This is a genomic window from Bacillus swezeyi, from assembly GCF_001969815.1.
In the GTDB taxonomy this organism is placed as follows: Bacteria; Bacillota; Bacilli; order Bacillales; family Bacillaceae; genus Bacillus; species Bacillus swezeyi.
Genome location: NZ_MRBK01000004.1, coordinates 68,947 through 89,596, shown reverse-complemented (window position 1 = coordinate 89,596; position 20,650 = coordinate 68,947). Strand labels below are relative to the sequence as shown.

Below are 20,650 nucleotides of genomic sequence, written 5' to 3'. Positions count from 1 at the left end.
GGTTGCCATAAATGCCTGAATGTCAAGAAAACCGCAGGCCGTTAACCGGAGCACAGGCCGGCATTTGGTATGCACAGCAGCTTGATCCGCAAAATCCGGTCTATAATACCGCTGAATACGTAGAAATCAGCGGTCCGGTTGATCCGGAGCTATTTGAGAAAGCGCTTCGTCATGTCATTAAAGAAGCTGATACATTGCATGCCCGATTCGGGGAAGATAAGGAAGGGCCATGGCAGGTGATCGAGCCATCATCAGATTTTCCGCTTCATTTCATTGATGTCAGTGCAAAGCCGGACCCGAGGAAGGCGGCTGAAGCATGGATGAGGGAAGATCTTTCCCGGCCGATCGACCTGACCCGCGGGCCTCTTTTTACAGAGGCGCTTTTTAAAGCGGCACCCGACCTGTTCTACTGGTATCAGCGAACACATCATATCGCAACTGACGGATTCAGTTTTACACTGATAGCCGAACGGCTGTCAAAATTGTATACCGCACTTGCACAGGGGAAGTCTGATCATGACAGAGCCTTTGGGCCTCTTGATTCGGTTCTCAAGGAAGATTCGGTATACCGTTCGTCAGATCAATACCAAAAGGACCGCCAATTTTGGCTGGAGCGCTTTAGTGATGAGCCGGAGGTGGTCAGCCTTGCCGACAGAGCCCCAAGGACTTCTTCCAGCTTTCTTCGCCGTTCTGCACATCTTCCTGCGGAAAATGCCGATCGTCTCCTGTCTGCAGCAAGCTTGACGGGAGCAAACTGGCATGAAGCGGTAATCGCAGCAGCCGCCATTTACGTCCATCGTCTGACAGGCGCCAAGGATGTTGTTCTCGGATTGCCGATGATGTGCCGTTTAGGTACGGGTTCTCTAAATATTCCCGGTATGGTCATGAATCTCCTGCCCCTTCGTCTGTCAGTGGGGCCGGAGATGGGGACGGCCCAGCTTATGAAGCAGGTATCAGAGGAAATTGTTCAGATTCGGCGCCACCAGCATTATCGCCATGAAGAGCTGAGGCGCGACCTTAAACTGCTTGGTGAAAATCAGCGGCTGTTCGGTCCGCAGATTAATCTGATGCCATTTAGCGATCATTTATATTTTGCCGGTTATCAAGGGGTTGTTCACAATCTTGCGACGGGGCCTGTGGACGATCTTTCGATTAATATTTACGGAAGGCCCGGCGGTAGCGGCTTAAAGGTGAACATGGACGCAAATCCCGCCGTGTACAATGTCAATGAATTAGATCAACACCTGCACCGTTTTCTTATTCTTCTGAAAACAATCGCCGATGCTGAACAAGATATGCCGATCGGAAAAATAGAGCTGCTGCTGCCTGAGGAACGTCATCAGGTTCTTACCAAATGGAATAAAACTGATCAAGTGCTCCCTGAAAGCACACTACCTCAATTATTTGAAATGCAGGTGAAAGAATACCCGAATTCGCCGGCAGTGGTGTTTAAGGACGATGTACTCAGCTATTCCGAATTGAATGAACGGGCGAATCGGCTGGCCCATCTGCTGATGGAAAGAGGGGCCGGACCGGAGCGGTTTGTTGCTTTGGCTCTGCCCCGATCAGCGGAAATGGTGATCTGTATGCTTGCCGTGCTGAAGGCTGGGGCTGCTTATTTACCTATCGATCCAGAATATCCGGCTGACCGGATCGATTATATGCTCAGCGATGCACAGCCGATGCTCGTCATAACGAGCAGGGAGGCCGCAGTTCATATTCCCGAAAATCCAGATGTGCCGAGAATGATCATTGATGAACAAGACGCAGTCAATAAAATCAACGATTATTCCGCCGAAAATCCGGTTGATGTTGATCAACATGGCAAGCGGTTATCTCTTCAGCCTGCGTATATGATTTATACGTCGGGTTCGACCGGAAGGCCTAAGGGAGTCGTTGTATCAGCTGAAAGTTTATGCAATTTTCTTTTGTCGATGCAGGAGACTTTTTCCCTTCAGAGGCATGATCGTCTCTTGGCGGTCACAACGATCGCCTTTGATATTTCAGCATTGGAAATTTACCTGCCGTTGATCAGCGGCGCCTGTTTCATTATTGCTGATAAGGAAACCGTTCAAGATCCCCCTGCTTTGGCGGGCATGCTTGAAAATCAAGACATCACGATCATGCAGGCCACACCGACACTATGGCATGCATTGGCGACAAGCGTCCCTGAAAAGCTGCGCGGACTCAGGGTGCTTGTCGGAGGCGAGGCACTTCCAAGCAGTCTTGCACTTCATCTGCAAGAACTAGACTGTGAGATTACAAATCTATATGGTCCGACTGAAACAACGATCTGGTCAACGTCTGCTGCGCTCGTAAACGACGGCCGAAAAGAAGCCCCTTCAATCGGCCGTCCGATTTGGAACACACAAGTCTATGTTTTAGATGCTGGCTTGCAGCCTGTTCCGCCGGGAGTGGCAGGCGAGCTCTATGTGGCCGGGGCAGGAGTGGCGCGCGGCTATTTGGGTCGGCCTGGACTTACAGCTGAGCGTTTTATCGCCAATCCTTACGGGGCGCCGGGATCTCGGATGTATCGGACAGGCGATCTTGTAAGATGGCGTTCAGACGGTTCTCTGGATTATATCGGGCGGGCAGACCATCAAATTAAGATTCGGGGATTTCGCATCGAAATGGGAGAAATTGATGCGGTGCTTTCCAGCCATCATGATGTTCAGCAGTCTGCTGTTATCGTGCGCGAAGACCAGCCGGGAGATCCCCGCTTGGCTGCCTATATCGTTCCGGTTTCTGAAGCGGCCCCTCATCCGGATGAGCTTCGCCGGCATGTCAGAGAAACGCTTCCTGATTATATGGTGCCATCGGCATTTGTCATTCTGGAAGAGCTTCCGCATACTCCGAATGGTAAGCTTGACCGAAAAGCGCTGCCGGCACCCGTGATGAGTGCGCAACCCTCCGGACGTGAGCCGAGGACGCCGCAAGAGGAGATTTTGTGTGATCTGTTTGCTGAGGTTCTGGGGATATCACGTGTCAGCATTGATGACAGCTTTTTTGATCTTGGCGGGCATTCGCTGCTTGCCGGCCGGCTTGTAGGCCGTATTCGTGAAGTGTTGGGAGCCGAGCTGGGAATCGGGCGTTTATTTGACGAACCGACGGCTGCAGGGCTGGCCAAACAGCTTGACCAGGCACAGAGCGTCCGGCCGCCTCTAGAGAAAGCCGAGCGCCAGGAGGAGATTCCCCTTTCATTTGCCCAGCGCCGTTTATGGTTTTTACACTGTTTGGAAGGGCCAAGCCCTACCTACAATATTCCGGTAGTTGTCAATTTGTCCGGTATGCTGAATCGAGAAGCGCTTGAAACGGCTTTAGGTGATGTCGCAGAACGTCATGAACCGCTGAGAACGATTTTCCCCGAAAGGCAGGGGACATCGTGCCAGCTTATATTAGATCCCGCCAAGGCACGCCCTGAACTGCTCGTTTCTCATGTCGGCGAAAATGAGCTTGAGGAAGTGCTTGCTGAAGCTGTAAGTTACAGCTTTAACCTAGCAGAAGAGCCGCCGTTTCGCACGCAGCTTTTCGTGCTCGGGGAAAACAAATATGTTCTGCTGCTTCTTCTGCACCATATGATCGGTGATGGATGGTCTTTGACACCGCTGACCCGTGATTTGGAAGCTGCCTATAACACCCGCTGCCAGGGCGCTGCTCCGGAGTGGGAGCCGCTTCCCGTACAATATGCCGACTATGCTTTCTGGCAGAAAAATCTGCTTGGCAGTGAGAACGACCCGGATAGCCTGATTGCAAGGCAGCTGACATTTTGGACGAAGACGCTTGACCATTTGCCTGACCAGCTTGAGCTTCCGACTGATTTCCCAAGGCCTGCTGAATCAAGCTATCGCGGCGACACGATTCAACTCAAGCTTGATAAGGAGCTGCACAGCCGTCTGCTCGACTTGGCCCGCACTAGCGGAGTCAGTCTGTTTATGATTTTGCAATCGGGTCTTGCCGCATTGCTTACAAGAATGGGAGCAGGAAGCGACATTCCGATCGGCAGCCCGATCGCGGGAAGAAGTGCTGACTCATTGGGCGGGCTTATCGGTTTATTCATCAATACGCTTGTGCTGCGGACTGACACATCAGGTGATCCCAGCTTTCGCGATCTTCTCGCCAGGGTAAGGGAAGTCAATCTTCATGCTTATGAACATCAGGATCTTCCTTTTGAGCGTCTTGTTGAAGTTCTCAATCCTGCGCGGTCGCGCGCCAGACATCCGCTCTTTCAAATCATGCTGGCATTTCAAAACACGCCTGAACCCGTGCTTGAACTTCCGGGACTACAATCCGCCCTTGAGGTTCGAAGCGTTGGTGCCGCGAAGTTTGATTTGACGATTGAACTTCGCGAACATCGTAATGCAGACGGAATACCGGCCGGCATTACGGGATTCCTTGAATACAGTACAGATTTATTTAAGCGTGATACGGCTGAAGCATTCACTGCAAGACTAGTGAGACTGCTGGAATCCGCCGCATCTGCTCCTGATCAGCCGATTGGGCGGCTTGACATCCTATTGCCTGAAGAACGCCAAATGATGCTGGCTAATTTGAACAAAGATTCACTGAAATTGCCTGAGGCAAGTTTGCCGGTATTGTTTGAGAAGCAGGCCGCTGAGAAACCTGAAAACATTGCTGTTGTATTTGAAGATGAAGTTCTAACATACGGCGAACTCAACAAGCGGGCGAATCGGCTGGCTCACCTGCTGATTGCCAAAGGGATCGGTCCTGAACAATTCGCAGCTTTGGCGCTGCCAAGATCATTGGAAATGGTTGTCGGTCTGCTGGCTGTGCTCAAAGCAGGAGCGGCATACGTTCCGCTGGATCCGGACTACCCGGCTGAAAGAATCGCTTTTATGCTTGCGGATGCCCGGCCTGCCTGCATCATGACAAATTCAGAGGTGGACTCACACCTTTCTGATGCAGGAGCTGTTCCGCGAATTGTGCTTGATGACCCTCATATAAAAGAAGAACTGAAAGAGTGTGCTGATACGAATCCGAGTGATGCCGACCGTCTTGAACCTTTGTCACCTTTCCACCCGGCATATGTCATTTATACATCAGGTTCAACCGGTACACCAAAAGGGGTGGTGATCCCGCATCAGAATGTTGTCCGGCTTTTTGGAGCAACGGAACAATGGTTCCATTTTAGCGCAGATGATGTTTGGACGATGTTTCATTCTTATGCCTTTGATTTTTCTGTTTGGGAAATTTGGGGCCCGTTGCTGCATGGAGGGCGGCTTGTTGTGGTTCCTCATGCCGTCAGTCGCTCACCGAACGAATTTCTGCGCCTGCTCGTAAATGAAGGTGTGACTGTGCTCAACCAGACTCCATCGGCATTTTATCAACTGATGCAGGCGGATCGCGATCATCCTGAAATCGGAAGGCTTCTTTCTCTGCGATTTGTCATCTTTGGCGGAGAAGCGCTTGAGCTGAGCAGGCTGGAAGACTGGTATCAGCGCCATCCGGATCATTTCCCGAGATTGGTCAATATGTACGGCATCACGGAGACGACGGTGCATGTCAGCTACATTTCCCTTAATCAGAAGATTGCGGCTTTAAAAGCCAACAGTCTGATCGGCCGCGGGATACCTGATCTTGGTGTATATGTGCTTGATGCATGTCTTGAGCCGGTTCCGCCGGGAGTGGCCGGAGAGCTTTATGTATCCGGAAGCGGACTTGCCCGCGGTTATTTGGGAAGGCCGGACTTGACGGCTGAACGATTTGTCGCTGACCCGTATGGACCGCCCGGCATGCGGATGTATCGTACGGGTGATCTGGCCCGTTGGCGCCCGGATGGTTCTCTTGATTATATGGGACGCGCTGACCAGCAGATTAAGATTCGCGGCTTCCGGATTGAACTGGGTGAAATTGAAGCCGTGCTTGTTCAGCATGATGGAGTGGATCAGGCTGCTGTCGTTGTACGGGAAGACCAGCCGGGGGATAAGCGCTTGATCGCCTATATAGTACCTGCATCAGAAACGGGAACAGATCCCGCTGAGCTGCGCCGGTATGCTTCTGGTACTCTGCCTGATTACATGGTGCCTTCCGCTCTTGTGGAAATTGATGTTCTGCCATTGACTCCGAATGGCAAGCTTGACCGTAAAGCACTGCCTGAACCGGAATATACAGCAGCGGTCAAAGGACGCGGTCCCCGCACGCCGCAGGAAGAGATACTGTGCGATCTCTTTTCAGAAATTTTGAATTTGCCTCGGATCGGCATTGATGACGGATTCTTTGAGCTTGGAGGACATTCTCTGCTCGCCGTCCAGCTGATGAGCCGCATTCGCGAAGCACTTGGCGTCGAACTTGGTATCGGTGATTTGTTAGCAGCGCCTACTGTCAGCGGCCTTGCCGAACGCATTGCGGCAGGCAGCAGCCACAATGCGCTAGATGTCCTGCTTCCGCTGAGAGCGGGCGGCAGCGAGCCGCCTCTGTTCTGTGTGCACCCTGCGGGAGGCTTGAGCTGGTGTTACGCCGGTATGATGACGTCTCTGAGCAAAGAGTACCCGATTTATGGTCTTCAGGCCCGAGGCATTGCAAGACAGGAGGCATTGCCACAGACATTGGATGAAATGGCTGCTGATTATATTCGCCATATTCGTACGATTCAGCCAGCCGGTCCTTACCGCCTTCTTGGCTGGTCTCTCGGAGGCAATGTTGTTCATGCAATCGCAACTCAGCTGCAGGAACAGGGCGAAGAAGTTTCTCTTCTCGTCATGCTTGATGCTTATCCAAATCATTTCCTTCCGATTAAAGATGCTCCTGACGAGCAGGAAGCGCTTATTGCCCTCTTGGCTTTAGGCGGATATGATCCGGATAGCCTTGACGGGGAGCCGCTCGAGCTTTCCAGCGCGATCGAAATTTTGCGGCGTGACGGCAGTGCGCTAGCAAGTCTTGATGAATCGGCAATATTGAACTTAAAGGAGACCTATGTGAATTCGGTTCGCATTTTAAGCGCCTATAAGCCTCAGCCATATCACGGGGATCTTCTGTTCTTCAGATCAACCGTCATACCGGAATGGTTTGACCCGATTGAGCCGGAAGCATGGCTCCCTTATCTTCATGGAAAGATTGAGAAGCATGATATAGACTGCCGGCATAAAGATTTGTGCCAGCCGGGCCCGCTTGCCGAAATTGGGCGCGTCCTTGCGGAAAAATTAGATGCCTTTAAAGTAAGCCGATAAAGAAAGAAGGGAGAGAGAATGATGACGAATCCTTTTGAAAATGAAGGCGGCACATATGTTGTTCTGATGAATAGCGAAGGCCAGTACTCGCTCTGGCCGGCCTTTCTTGATGTGCCGTCCGGCTGGACTCCTGTCTTTGAGGAAGCGAGCCGAAGCGAATGTATTCAATATATCAGCTCGAATTGGCGCGATTTGCGGCCGAACAGTCTGAAGCCCGCTATTGGGGTTCACGGCGGTGACGAGTGAAAATGAGACCGTTCAATCAGAGGACGGTTGTCAGTATCGTATATGTCTCGGCGATGTTTATGGCCGCAATGGACGCAAGCGTCATCAACATGGCGCTGCCGACAATCATTCAAGAATTTCAGACGTCCCCGTCAACGGCCGGCATTGTCAATATCGGATACTTAGTCAGTCTTGCTGTATGTCTCCCGATTGCCGGCTGGCTCGGCGATCGCTGGGGGACAAAGCGGATTTTTCTCATAGCGATTGGTATGTTTACGGCGGCATCTGCCTTATGCGGACTTGCTGATCATCTTGCTGCTTTAAATTTGTTCCGCATCATCCAGGGAGCTGGCGGAGGGCTTCTTACACCGGTGGGAATGGCGATCTTGTTCAGGACGTTTCCTCCGCAGGAAAGGCCGAAAATCTCTCGTGTTCTTGTTCTTCCGGTTGCCGTGGCTCCTGCGCTCGGGCCGATCATCAGCGGTATTTTTACGGATCAGCTGTCATGGCGCTGGATTTTCTACATTAATATTCCAATCGGAATCGTGATTCTGCTGTTTGGTTTATTGTACCTTGACGAACATATTGAATCAGAGGCAGGGAGATTCGATCTTCCAGGGTTTCTTCTCTCAGCACCGGGAATGGCGTTGACGGTTTTTGCACTCAGCCAGGGCCCTGTGCGGGGATTCAGTTCGCCTGATGTACTTGCTGCCGGAATCGGAGGGCTTGTTCTTTTGACCGCCCTCGTGTTTGTAGAGCTTCAGGTTAAAAAACCGCTGATCGATCTTCGTTTGTTCGCTGATCGGGCTTTTAAAACGATGAGCATCATATCGCTGTTCTCTGCCGCCGGATTGCTTGGCATGCTTTACGTCTTTCCGCTGATGTATCAGGAGGCGCTGAATTACTCGGCGCTGGATACAGCGCTGATTACGTTTCCTGAAGCGCTTGGACTGATGCTCGCTTCTCAGCTGATGCCCAGATCGCTTTCAAAGCTGGGGCCGCGCCGGCTGATCTCCGCTGCATTGTTATGTGCAGCTTTGATGTTTGCGCTGCTTAGTTTAACAGGATCTGGGTCAAACCCGTGGTTTTTGAGAATGCTGCTATTCCTAGCGGGTTTTTTCCTGGGGCATGCGGTCGGTGCAGTTCAAATCGTCACTTTTGCCAACATTTCCTCGGCTTCAATGGGGCGGGCAACGACATTATTTAATGTTCAGAATCGGATCGGCTCTGCTTTTGGTGTCGCGATCATGTCCTGTCTTCTCGCCGTCATGAGCCGACATGCGGACAATTTGCAGCCGGATCTTACGGCTTACCGGACGGCTTTGCTCGGTGCGGCCGGATTCCTTTTAACTGCTTTATGCTTTGCACTCAGGATGCGGGATGCAGACGCCTCCGTGCATTCTTCATCTTCTACTCGGACCGCGCCGGCTGCGGGGAGCAGGCAGTAGAAAAAGCCCCTGGGTTTTCTCAGGGGCTTTTGTTTATAAACGCCGCAGGTTCGCGTTTTTCTATAAAATTGGAGACAGCAAAATTGAAATGGCTTCTTTAAAGCGAATTGACCTGTTTCGGTTTTGATACTCTTCAAATGTGAGCTCTCTCGAAACTTGCAGGTCTTTTTCGAATGATAGGACAAGGCTCCTTGCAATTTCCTCGTCATATAAAAAGGCATTGACTTCAAAATTCAGCTTGAAGCTGCGCATATCAATATTTGCCGTTCCCACTGATGCAATTTCCTCATCTACTATAATCGTTTTTGCGTGAATAAAGCCATTATCATAAATGAATACTGATGCACCGGCTTTAAGAAGTTCGCCGATATAAGAAAAGGTCGCCCAGTATACAAAAGCATGGTCGGGCTTGTTGGGAATCATGATTCTGACGTCAACTCCCGAAAGGCAAGCGATTCTGAGAGCGTCAAGAAGGCTGGCGTCAGGGATAAAATATGGCGTTTGAATCAGAATTGACCGTTTGGCTGTTGAAATCATCTTAATATAACCGTTTTTGATCTGTTCCCATTCCGAATCCGGACCGCTTGTGACAATCTGCATGCCGATGTTTCCGTGAGAGCCGATTTCAGGGAAGTGATTTGGCACATATGTAATGTCATGGTGATGCGAGGCCTGATTCCAGTCAAGGATAAAACGCGTTTGAATCGAGTGGACGGCGGTTCCTTTGATTCTAAGGTGCGTATCCCGCCAATACCCAAAATCCGGGTTCAGACCGAGGTACTCGTCCCCGACATTAAATCCTCCGACATATCCGATGAATCCGTCGATGATGACCAGCTTGCGGTGGTTGCGGTAGTTCATGCGCAAGTTGATAAATTTAAACCGCGATGGGAAAAAGACTTCAACATATCCGCCTGCTTTTGTCAGCTCTTTAAAAAAGCTTTTTCGCAAGCTTCTTGATCCCAATTCATCGTATAGAACACGGACTTCTACACCTTCTTTGGCTTTTTTGATGAGCGCGTCCCTCAGCTTTTTACCGATTTCATCCCCTTTATAAATATAATATTGAAGATGAATATGGTCTTTGGCGTTTTCAATGTCAGAGAGAAGCCGGTCAAACTTCTGGCGCCCGTCCGTCAGCAATTCAACGGCATTGTCTTCTGTGAAAACGGCATGATTATTAAGAATATGCATATAGATTAGATCTTTGCTTTCTGCAGTCGCCTTGTTGCGAAATTCGAATTCGCGGCTTTTCAGCTTCGTAAGCTGCTGTTCCAATATTTTCTCAATCCCGATTCTTTTCCGGTCTTCCCATTGAAAGAGATGATTGCGGCTCAAATTATGGCCGAACAGCAAATAAAGGATGAATCCGAGAACGGGGATAAAGAAGAGAACTAAAAGCCAGGCCCAGGATGCGCTTGCATCGCGGCGTTCCCTAAAGATCACAACGATTGCCAAAAGCGTATTTAAAACTAGTATAAAACCGAGAAATATCGATGTGATACTAATATTTTTAATAATATCCATATAGAACCTCGCAAGACGGATTTGTTTTTATACATTCCATTTATATCAGTTACTCCCTCTTCAAGCAACTATCTCTTGTTATACGCAAAAAAAGCAATAAAGTTTCTAAGAAAAGAGGAGATAAGGCAAAAAACTGTAAAACATGTTAGAACTAAGTTACGATATAAATATAAAAAGCGTGATTTTATACTGGAACAAGGTCTCTTAACTAATCCAGGAGGGATTATTATGGATATTGAAACATTTAATCAAATGCCCGCCTTTATGAAGGAAGAAATGGATAACCTCAAGCGGGTTGCTGCGCCGATCTTAAAGAAAAGGCTGATTTTTCTTTTTATAGCCATTCCGCTGATCTTAGGTTCGCTCATTTATCTTTCAACTTTCTGGAGCCAGTCGTCATACATGAAAATTGGCATCGCTGCAATTGCTGCCGCTTTTGGAATGGCATTGCTCAAAGAATCATCCCATCAAAAAAGAAATGTCCAGCAAACGGTGATGAAATATATTTTGGAACGGATGCAAAAAAGCGAAGTGCTTCCCGATGAGCGGAAAAACCGTTACGTTCGGGCGGTCAAAGAAGAGCCGTTTACTGTGATGAGGAATTTTATGGCGTTTTTAAATGAAGAAGAAATCCGCAGGCAGCGATTAGCTGAATGATAAAGGAAAAAGAGAGCTGTATGCCAGCTCTTTTTTCGTGCCATGTGATCAGCCTTCATTTAATTCTTTCCCCAGTATTTTCAAGCTGTACCGATTCCCGTCCATCTCCGCGATGCCCGGGAAATGTCCCCATTCAGCAAAACCGTACTTCTGGAAAAGCTTGATGCTTGGTTCATTATGGGCAAAAATAAAAGCCATTAAAGAACGGATCCCAAGCTTTGGAGCGGCTTCAAGCGCTTTTTCCAATACGGCAGAACCCGCCCCTTTTCCTCGGTGGGCTTCATGAAGATAAATGCTGACTTCGGCGGTTTTGGCATAAGCGGGCCGTCCGTAAAACGATTCAAAACTGATCCAGCCCATTATTTCCTGTGCTTCGTTTTCAACAATATAAAGAGGCCTTGCTTTAGTATGCCCCAAAAACCAATTCATTTTTTCTTCCGGTGTCACAGGTTTGGTATCTGCCGTGACCATTCGTGAAGCAATTGTGGAGTTATAAATATCGACTATTGCCGGAAGGTCTGCTTGATTGGCGATGCGTAATTTCATGATTTCTGTCCTTTCTACATCCATTTTTACATTCAAAAGGGTAACGGCTGCTATTCCCCGGAATTCGGCCTTATAGTATCGGTGGCCGCTTTTTCTGCTGCTTTATTACATATTCATGAAGCGGTCTGCAAATACTAAACAGAAAAAAAGTTTTTTGTAAATGTATATATTTTCTGAAAAGTGTTCAGAATGTTGCTGAGGTGATGAAGCATGAAAGAGGAAGAAAAGAATCGTACTTCCAAAATCACAAAGATGCAACAGTTTTTTCGTAGACGCTGGGTATTTCCGGCCATCTATTTAATCAGTGCAGTCGTTGTTTTGACAGCGGTTCTCTGGTATCAATCAGCATCAAACAACGATGTGAAAGACAAGCTTGCAGATGATGGTAAGAAATCAGCCTATGATAACCGTGATGATGCGGTAGAAGTAGGAAAACCAGTGGAAAATGTCGCAATGCCGGTCATTGATTCTGAGAATGTTTCTGTCGTTAAAAAGTTTTTTGAAACTGACGCACCTAAAGAAGAGAAAGAAGCAGCACTTGTTAACTATAATAACACGTACAGCATGAGCAAAGGTATCGACTTGGCTGAGAAAGATGGAAAATCATTCGATGTTTCCGCATCTCTCAGCGGTACGGTCATTAAAGCTCAGAAAGACCCTGTGCTAGGTTATGTTGTTGAAGTTGAGCATGAAGATGGTTTATCAACTGTTTATCAATCTCTTTCTGAAGTGAGCGTCAAACAAGGCGATAAAATTGAGCAAAATCAAGTCATCGGAAAAGCAGGCAAAAACCTTTATAATGAAGAAGGCGGAAACCACGTACATTTTGAAATCCGCAAAGACGGAGTTGCTCTAAATCCGCTGAACTTCATGGACAAGCCGGTTTCAAACATTGAAAAAGCAATGGAAAAGCAGGCGTCTGAAGAAGTGAAGGAACCTGCACAGCCTTCTGTCGAAGAAAAACCAAAAACAGAAGACAAAGCCAAAGATAAAACAGATGGAAAAGACGATAAAACCAAACGGGATGATTCTTCTGAGGATTCAGGAACTCAGGATGAGGGCCAGAGCCAGACAGAAGATTCAAAACAGCAGTAAGGCACGCTGTTTGACGCCTATCATATATGATAGGCGTTTTTTTGTTACAATATTTTAAAATCCCCGTATCAAATCGGCGGGGCCAGCCGTTTATTAAAGTAAGAGGCCTCTTTTAAGGAGTGTGAATTCATTCATGAATGAATTAAATCAAAAAGCGCTGATGAAGTACTGTTTGAGAATCACCGGCGACAAATGGGATGCCGAGGATTTAGCTCAGGATACAATCCTGAAATTAATGGAAATCAATCGGACAGACGCCTCACATGCTTATCAAAAAACGGTGGCGAAGCACAAATGGATTGACCAGCTTAGAAAAAGAAAGCGCGAATGCTTTCTCGCGGCGGACAATCCGGCAGGCGGACAGACAGAAAACATGAAAGCAGCGGATGAATTTGAGCACCTGCTGAAAAAGCTTTCAAATATATTAACACCGAAGCAATTAACGATTTTTCTGCTCAAGGATGTTTTCTCCTTTCAGCTGCATGAAATTGCCGAAACGCTCGATAAACCAGAATCATCGGTTAAATCGCTTTTATTCAGATCCCGCCAGCGTTTAAAAGGCCTTTCTCCCGATGTGCTCCATCGGGATGCGGCGGAAGGGGATCATGAAGAACACAGCAGGCTGCTTGTTCAAGCCATACGGTTTCATAATCCTGATCATCTGCTGGAATATGCGAAAAAGACTTGGCTTCCGGGCGCTTCACAGCCGTATTGCGGAAGCGTGATGAGGTGTGCTGCCTAGGAGGTAGAGGCGATGAACACCATTCCTTATGTCATTGAGAGAACAGCGGGGGGAGAAAGGTCGTACGATATATTTTCAAGGCTTCTAAAGGACCGGATCATTATGATCGGCTCTGAATGTACGGACGATCTCGCCAACCGTGTCACCGCCCAGCTGCTGTTTCTGTCAGCGGAGGATGATGAAAAGGATATTTCGATTTATATCAACAGTCCCGGCGGTTCAACCTCAGCCGGATACGCGATTTTAGACACAATGGAATATGTGAAACCGGACATCCGCACAATCTGTGTCGGAATGGCGGCTTCAATGGGAGCGATCCTGCTCACAGGCGGAACGAAAGGAAAGCGATATGCCCTCAAAAACAGCGAAATCATGATCCATCAGCCGCTCGGCGGTGTCAAAGGCCAAGCGACTGACATGGAGATTTCAGCCAAGCGCATTATCAAACTGAAGAAAAAAATCGAGCAGTTTTTTCATGAACGGACGGGTCAGCCCATTGAAAAGTTAAGAGAAGACATGGAACGCGATTATTTTATGAATGCAGACGAGGCAAAAGAGTACGGCATCATCGATGCCATCTTATAAAATGCAGAAAAGCTCCCGCGCAATTTTGCGCCGGGAGCTTTAATCATGATTTATAAAGCGTCAGGACCTTCCTCGCCTGTACGAATGTTGATGGTGTTTTTAATTTCGGATATAAAGATTTTTCCGTCCCCGGGTTCTCCGGTTTTCAGTACGTTCTGCGCCGTCTCGGCCACTTTTTCAACAGGCACATTGCTGACGACGATTTCCACTTTTAATCTTTCATACACATTGCTTTCGCGTTTGACGCCGCGGTAAAGTTCTGTATGTCCTTTTTGCAGGCCGCATCCGTGTACATTATAAAACGTAATCGAAGTGACCCCGATTTTGGCCAGCTCAGTTTTCAGCTTTTCAAAGTTTGTAGGACGAGTCACAATTTCCACTTTATACATTTGACCGCTCATACCACCACTCCCTGACAAATTAATCTTGATACGCTTTTTCACCATGCATCGTCAGATCAAGGCCTAACGATTCTTCGTCCTCGGACGCACGGAGGTTAAAGAAGATGCTGACTACTTTAATAATAGCGTAAGTGACGATTGCAACAAACAAATATGTTGCAGCGATGGCAATGAACTGTTTCCACAGCAGGCTGAAGTCACCGTAAAAAAGCCCGTCGGCTCCGCCTGAATTGACTGAAGTTGTGGCAAACAGCCCTGTCGCAATCCCGCCCCAGGTTCCGCCGATGCCGTGAAGACCGAAAGCGTCAAGCGCGTCATCATAGCCGAATGTTTTCTTGAGAGAAAACACGCCCCAAAAACAGACAGCGCCTCCGATCAATCCAATAAACACGGATGAGAAAGGAGTAACAAAACCTGCGCCGGGCGTAATGGCGACGAGCCCGGCGATCGCTCCTGAGACGGCCCCGAGCATTGTCGGTTTTTTATTGATCAGCCATTCAGCCAAAAGCCAGCCGATCAGTCCGGCCGCCGCCGCGGTATTGGTGTTGATGAAAGCCGTCATTGCGACTTCATCGATCGTCAACGCGCTTCCGACGTTAAATCCGAACCATCCAAACCAGATCAGTGTTGCGCCGAGCAATGTAAGAAGCAAGTTGTGCGGCGCGGTGTCGCTGATATTTTTTCGTTTGCCGAGCACAATCGCGACAACCAGCCCGGCTACACCTGATGAAATATGGACGACGTTTCCTCCGGCGAAATCAATGGCGCCCAGCTTGTGAAGCCAACCTCCGCCCCAAACCCAGTGGGCGACAGGAGAGTAGACAAGCACGACCCATAGCACCGAAAAAAGGATAAATGCCGGAAAACGCATGCGTTCAGCAAAGCTTCCGGAAATAATCGCCGTCGTAAGCACGGCAAACGTCAACTGGAACATCATATAGAGGGTATGCGGAATCGTCTCTGAATAATCAGCATTGGGTTCAAAGCCCACGCCGTGCAGCCCGATCCAATCCAAGCCGCCGATCAATGGATTTCCCGGCGCAAAAGCGAGAGAATAGCCGAACAGAATCCATATGATGGAGACGATCGCGATCGATGACAAGCTGTGCATGACAGTGCTCAGCACATTCTTGCTTCTCACCAGCCCCCCGTAAAATAAAGCGATGCCCGGCGTCATCAGCCATACGAGCAAGGCGCAAAAGAACATAAATACTGTATCCCCCATCTGCATGTTTCATTCCTCCGTCGTAGTTCAAATTCTTTTATTCTTTCATTATAGTGACAAAAGAAAGATATCATGATGAACATGTCAGATTTCCTTACATGGTTTTTGGGGAGAAAAGCAGACAGGGCGGGGCTGAAATAAACGGGATCACCGGGCTCATGCGGCTTTTGTCACTTCAATCCACACAATCCGATGGCCATCCATTTCTTTCACTTTAAAAAGATATCCTTCACTTTCGATTTCGGTTCCGGGCCTGCTTTCGATGTTTTGTGTGAGAAACCAGCCGCCGATTGTATCGATTTCATCATCGGTTAAATGAATCCCAAGCAGGTCGTTTACATCGCTGACCAGTACTTTGGCGTTCATTATATAATGATGTTCTTTGAGCTTGCGAATATCGGCAACTTCCTCCGTATCAAATTCATCACGAATATCGCCGACAATTTCCTCCACGATATCCTCGACGGTAACCAGGCCTGATGTTCCGCCGTATTCATCCACGAGAATGGCCATCTGTGTATGTTCTTTCTGCATTTTGACGAACAGCTTGTATACGGGAATGGTTTCAATGGCGTAGATGACGGAATGGATATACGGCTTTAGCTTCTCGGCTTCCATTGTGAAATCGCCTGCAAGCTCGGCCAGAAGCAGCTCTTTTATATTGATCATTCCGACAATGTGGTCCTTGTCTTCCTTCATAATGGGGAAACGGGTATGCTTCGTTTTTTTGATCAGGTGCTTTACTTTTTTCATGCCGTCTTCAAGAGATAAGACGGACATTTCATTTCTCGGCACCATGATTTCCTTTGCCATTCGCTCATCAAATTTAAAAATATTGTTCACATATCTCAATTCATTTTGGTTGATTTCCCCGCTTTGATAGCTTTCGGACAGGAGCGTTCTCAATTCTTCTTCCGTATAGGCCAGTTCATGTCCTCCGGTCGGCTTCATTCCGAAAACCCCGGTGATCATACGGGCTGAATGGTTAAGCAGCCATATAAACGGAAACATCATTTTATAAAACCAAATCATCGGTTTTGAAAAAAGCAGTGTAACGGCCTCCGCTTTTTGAATGGCGACGGTTTTAGGCGCCAGTTCTCCGACGACGACGTTCAAGTAAGTGACGGATAAAAAAGCGATAAAAAATGAAAGGACGTGTGTTGCCGGTTCATTCAAACCGAGTTTCGAAAAAAGGGGATGCAATAAGCTTTGCATCGTCGGTTCGCCAAGCCAGCCAAGACCAAGCGCCGTCACCGTTATGCCGAGCTGGCAGGCTGATAAATATTCATCAAGGTGTGAAGTCACTTCTTTTGCAGCAAGCGCGCCCTTTTTTTTCTGAACGATCAATTGGTCGATCTTTGTCCGTCTTACTTTTACGATGGCAAATTCAACCGCTACGAAAAATCCCGTCAATGCAATTAAAACGGCTACGGCGATCAGCTTCAAAAATTCCAATGCCAGGCCTTCTGAAAAAAGAAGGCGCACACCTCCTTTTCTATGAAAACATCATACTCGCTTCATTCCACATGCCCGCAGGCGGCAAACATCATGTTTATTTATGCTGAGGGCGGGCAAAGAAATAGAAAGCAAATGAGCCGGATGATGAGGAGGATATGAAAATATGAGAGTATTTCAGGGAGAGGGCTGGACATGGTATCAGCTCGGGCCTCACGAAAAAACAAAGGCACAAGGGCTGATTCAACCTGATCACTGGCCGGGATGCCGGAAATGGTTTCAAGGCGTTCCTTCAACAAACATCAATTGCTTGGATTTCAATGTTGCCGCCCAAGACAGGGAAGCCCTCTACGGTTCGTATATTTATGATCAAGCACCAGAAGAGGAGCAGAACCGCTCAGCTTTTCATTTTTATTTAACAAAAAACTATTTTTTTACGATGAATTTAGATTTGTCCGTTTTCGAAGAGCTTGGCAGCCGGCGGATGCATGAACAACTTATGAGATGCGATGACGCAGCAGAGGCGTTTTTGGTATTATTGGGAGAATTAATGAGAGTGTACTTGAAGGAACTCGAGCACTTTGAAGTTCAGCTTGGAAAACTAAGATGGGGATTTCATCATGATAATAACAAAAGCATTATTGAACTTATTCATAAGCGGCGCCATGAGTTGTTGATCATGAGAAGTTTGATTTTATCCATGAAAAAAATAGGAATGGGAGTCAAAGAAGCATTTGTTTCAAAAGATTTTGATGCAACTGAACAGCGCCGCACCTTTTGCGAGATCGACAGAGGGATGGGATTGATCAAAGAATATGCCAATGAAATCAATTATCTGCTCCATTCAGAAGAAGTGGTGACTTCCCACAGAGGGAATGAGATTTTTAAAGCCCTGACCATTTTTACGACGATCTTCACGCCGATGACATCCTTCGGCGCCCTTTGGGGGATGAACTTTGAGGTGATGCCTGAACTATCATTAAAATACGGCTACTTGTTTTCGCTTATACTAATCTTTTCATCAACGGTTCTGGTTTATCTCTATTTGAGAAAGAAGGGCTGGACGGGTGATTTATTAAAAGACAAAAAAAGATATATGAAAAGGAAGGGCTTCTTTTAATGATGTTTAACTCCCGGATTTTTCGGAAAAGCACATACTACACCGCTGATAAAGGAGGAATCCCAAATGAAGCTGAAAGACGTGATGACAACCGATGTCGAATGCTGCGAACCATCCGCATCCGTAGCAGAAATTGCAGGCAAAATGCGTGATCAAAATGTCGGTTCAATCCCGGTTTGTGAGAATGAAAAATTGCTGGGGCTCGTGTCAGACCGTGATATTGTGATCAGGTGTGTAGCTGAAAATGTTATTGACGCATCGGCCGAAGATGTCATGAGCACCGAGATGGTCACCGGTCATTCGGATATGTCGGCTGAGGAGGCCAGTGATCTGATGGCAAAACACCAAATTCGCAGGCTGCCGATTGTTGAAGATGGCTATTTAGCCGGAATTGTCGCTTTGGGTGATCTTTCCGTCACAAATACTGCAGATGAGAAAGCCGGGGAGGCTTTAAGCGAAATTTCAAAGCCGGCCTGAGCAGTGAGGAAGAGCGTTTTGCTCTTCCTTTTTATTGGTGCAATGCCTTCAGTTGTTAATGAAAATGAAGGCGTTTAAAAGAGCAGCGTCTTGAACAGTATCCAAAACGAGGTTAAAACGGAAATGCCGGCCTCCATTAGCCAGCCGCTCATGCAGCGCCCAAGATCGGCGCTCCGCCAGAGGGGGAAATGAACGTTCATCTAGAATGTTTTTATTAGTGATTAATCAATAACTAATCTTCCTGCCGTTGGAGTTTGAATTTTCATTCTCTGCTTTATTTTATTTTCCCATTAAGAAATGTAGTGTTTCTTTTAACCCATCTTTATAAGGTGTAGCTACAATTTCACCTATTCTATTTTCATATTTTTCTCCGCTTAGCATAAATGCTTCTTCTGTAAGATACATGATTTCGACCACTTCCTTCATAACCGGATCAAACAATCCGCTTATACGAATAGCATTTTTATTCAATGGAATCACTAATTTTGTATTCCCGGTAATTTCACGCGCCATTTTTATTATCTCTTTTCCTGAAATCAATCCAGCACCGGGGATATTCCAATTTTCTCCGTAAGAATCGTCTTTGCTTGCTATTTCCACAATCATCTTAGCGGCATCAGGCAAATAAACATATTCCCGAGGTGTTTTTAGATTACCGATAAAAACCGCTATTTTATTTGCTGCCATTCCCGTCAGTGTAGGCTGTAAATAAGAATTCTGTGACGTTTTCCCATAATAGTCCGGCAACCTAACAATTAATGATTTTGCATCCTTCCATTTATTATCGAATATTAAATTTTCAAATTCCACTCTAATCTTCCCTTTTTTCGTATGGGGGTGTTTAGGGTGATTTTCATCTCCTTTAGCTACTTGACGGCCGTAAACATATATTCCGTCTACAATAACGATTTTCTTGCCTAAAATATCCGCTGCCTTCATTACACTTTCTCCAAGATGCAGGAGTTTCTCTTCCATTTCATGATATTGAACATTTGCACATTGGAATATGACATCTGCATCTTTTGCTGCCTCTACGATGGTCTTGTAATCAAAGACATCGCCCAGCTTATAGGTTAATAGCGGTGTAGAACGATGCTCCATCATTAATTTTTTTAATTTATTTTCGGAACGTCCGAAGGCGATCACCTGTTGATTTCTAGACAACAATTCTGAAACAATTGCTTGACCCGTTCCACCCGTTGCTCCTAAAACAATTGCTTTTTCCATTGTATACTTCCTCCTCGTAATAGTTATTGATTGATCAATAACAAAACCTTGAAATAAAAAACCGACACGAATCGGTTATCTATTTTGGTTCGCCATGAATCATCTCGGGTAAATCTAAGAAATAGGAAATGTTGCAAAGGATTCCCCTGGCCAAGAAGGTTGTGACCTCCCTTTCTGCATTCGGAACATTCGCTAATTGGAACCGTTCCAAAGTATAGCTTCTAATCCGAGATAAGCCCATTTTCGTACAATTTTTTATTGATTCTTCTGTAACTGAAAGTCCTATGACCTGCAAGGCAATTTCATTAGGATTCGATACAGACAATTCTTCATACGCCTCGACCATTTTGGCAACGATTTGCTCTGAGCCGGCTTCTACATTTTTAAATGTTTGCAGTATCCTTTCAAAGGCTCTCTCTAGAGCTGCAACGAACAACTCTTCCTTCGTCTTAAAAAATCTAAATATATAGGGCTGGGAAATTCCGGCTTTTTCTGCAATTAATGCTGTCGTGGTATTATAATAACCTTTTTCTGCAAACACCTCCAAACCGGCTTCAAGGATTTCTTCCTTTCGATTTTCCTTTGTCTGTCTCATGGTATGCCACCTCCCTTCAATTTGTTATTGATTGATTACTTACTGAGACATTAACACATTCCTAGTTAAGATTCAAGATAATATTTAAATGAATGTTTTGGGAATGTATTCTTTTTCCTCTCCCTTAAAATAGTAGGCATT

16 protein-coding genes are annotated in these 20,650 nt (G+C 46.9%); 9 read left to right on the top strand and 7 right to left on the bottom strand.

Annotation, left to right across the window (positions count from 1 at the left end):
* Window positions 1-11: 11 nt before the first annotated feature.
* The 3 genes from BTA30_RS03235 to BTA30_RS03225 are packed head-to-tail and all read left to right on the top strand — an operon-like array spanning window position 12 to window position 8,857.
* Complete coding sequence (locus tag BTA30_RS03235) at window positions 12-7,184, top strand: amino acid adenylation domain-containing protein (protein WP_076759239.1); 7,173 nt, start codon at window positions 12-14, stop codon at window positions 7,182-7,184.
* A 21-nt stretch (window positions 7,185-7,205) separates the two neighbouring features.
* Entirely contained in the window at window positions 7,206-7,430 is a 225-nt protein-coding gene (locus BTA30_RS03230; RefSeq protein WP_076760232.1) for an MbtH family protein, read from the top strand.
* Between the two features lie 2 nt (window positions 7,431-7,432).
* Window positions 7,433-8,857: an MDR family MFS transporter gene (locus tag BTA30_RS03225; RefSeq protein ID WP_076759236.1), complete on the top strand. Its 1,425-nt coding sequence runs from the start codon at window positions 7,433-7,435 to the stop codon at window positions 8,855-8,857.
* A gap of 60 nt (window positions 8,858-8,917) precedes the next feature.
* Here BTA30_RS03225 and cls read toward each other — a convergent pair whose 3' ends face one another.
* On the bottom strand, window positions 8,918-10,366 hold the full coding sequence (gene cls, locus BTA30_RS03220) for a cardiolipin synthase (protein ID WP_094777293.1): 1,449 nt from the start codon (window positions 10,364-10,366) through the stop codon (window positions 8,918-8,920).
* Between the two features lie 246 nt (window positions 10,367-10,612).
* On the opposite strand from cls, the gene BTA30_RS03215 reads away from it, so the two are divergent.
* On the top strand, window positions 10,613-11,041 hold the full coding sequence (locus tag BTA30_RS03215; protein WP_076759230.1) for a DUF5392 family protein: 429 nt from the start codon (window positions 10,613-10,615) through the stop codon (window positions 11,039-11,041).
* A gap of 48 nt (window positions 11,042-11,089) precedes the next feature.
* Here BTA30_RS03215 and BTA30_RS03210 read toward each other — a convergent pair whose 3' ends face one another.
* Entirely contained in the window at window positions 11,090-11,587 is a 498-nt protein-coding gene (locus BTA30_RS03210; RefSeq protein WP_076760230.1) for a GNAT family N-acetyltransferase, read from the bottom strand.
* Between the two features lie 210 nt (window positions 11,588-11,797).
* On the opposite strand from BTA30_RS03210, the gene spoIIQ reads away from it, so the two are divergent.
* The 3 genes from spoIIQ (at window position 11,798) to BTA30_RS03195 (ending at window position 14,009) form a co-directional block, all read left to right on the top strand.
* Entirely contained in the window at window positions 11,798-12,682 is an 885-nt protein-coding gene (gene spoIIQ, locus BTA30_RS03205; RefSeq protein ID WP_076759228.1) for a stage II sporulation protein SpoIIQ, read from the top strand.
* Between the two features lie 133 nt (window positions 12,683-12,815).
* The gene (locus BTA30_RS03200) at window positions 12,816-13,424 is read left to right on the top strand and encodes an RNA polymerase sigma factor (RefSeq protein WP_076759224.1); all 609 of its coding nucleotides are present in this window, start codon (window positions 12,816-12,818) and stop codon (window positions 13,422-13,424) included.
* Window positions 13,425-13,436: 12 nt separating this feature from the next.
* Window positions 13,437-14,009, top strand: coding sequence for an ATP-dependent Clp protease proteolytic subunit (locus BTA30_RS03195; RefSeq protein WP_076759221.1), 573 nt, complete (start codon window positions 13,437-13,439; stop codon window positions 14,007-14,009).
* A gap of 50 nt (window positions 14,010-14,059) precedes the next feature.
* Here BTA30_RS03195 and BTA30_RS03190 read toward each other — a convergent pair whose 3' ends face one another.
* From BTA30_RS03190 to BTA30_RS03180, 3 genes are all read right to left on the bottom strand, one after another.
* Window positions 14,060-14,410 carry a P-II family nitrogen regulator gene (locus tag BTA30_RS03190; RefSeq protein WP_076759217.1) on the bottom strand — a complete coding sequence of 117 codons (351 nt, stop codon included), beginning with the start codon at window positions 14,408-14,410 and terminating at the stop codon, window positions 14,060-14,062.
* A gap of 19 nt (window positions 14,411-14,429) precedes the next feature.
* Window positions 14,430-15,641, bottom strand: a complete 1,212-nt coding sequence (locus tag BTA30_RS03185) for an ammonium transporter (RefSeq protein WP_076759214.1) — start codon at window positions 15,639-15,641, stop codon at window positions 14,430-14,432.
* Window positions 15,642-15,791: 150 nt separating this feature from the next.
* On the bottom strand, window positions 15,792-17,090 hold the full coding sequence (locus BTA30_RS03180; RefSeq protein ID WP_076760228.1) for a hemolysin family protein: 1,299 nt from the start codon (window positions 17,088-17,090) through the stop codon (window positions 15,792-15,794).
* A gap of 166 nt (window positions 17,091-17,256) precedes the next feature.
* On the opposite strand from BTA30_RS03180, the gene BTA30_RS03175 reads away from it, so the two are divergent.
* A complete protein-coding gene (locus BTA30_RS03175; protein ID WP_076759212.1) occupies window positions 17,257-18,210 on the top strand; it encodes a magnesium transporter CorA family protein in 954 nt (317 codons plus the stop codon).
* A 66-nt stretch (window positions 18,211-18,276) separates the two neighbouring features.
* The gene (locus BTA30_RS03170; protein ID WP_076759210.1) at window positions 18,277-18,687 is read left to right on the top strand and encodes a CBS domain-containing protein; all 411 of its coding nucleotides are present in this window, start codon (window positions 18,277-18,279) and stop codon (window positions 18,685-18,687) included.
* 279 nt (window positions 18,688-18,966) lie between these two features.
* Here BTA30_RS03170 and BTA30_RS03165 read toward each other — a convergent pair whose 3' ends face one another.
* Both BTA30_RS03165 and BTA30_RS03160 read right to left on the bottom strand, forming a co-directional pair.
* Window positions 18,967-19,914 (bottom strand): SDR family oxidoreductase, encoded by a 948-nt coding sequence (locus tag BTA30_RS03165; protein ID WP_076759207.1) that lies wholly within the window; start codon window positions 19,912-19,914, stop codon window positions 18,967-18,969.
* Window positions 19,915-19,993: 79 nt separating this feature from the next.
* A complete protein-coding gene (locus BTA30_RS03160) occupies window positions 19,994-20,509 on the bottom strand; it encodes a TetR/AcrR family transcriptional regulator (RefSeq protein WP_076759205.1) in 516 nt (171 codons plus the stop codon).
* Window positions 20,510-20,650: the final 141 nt, after the last annotated feature.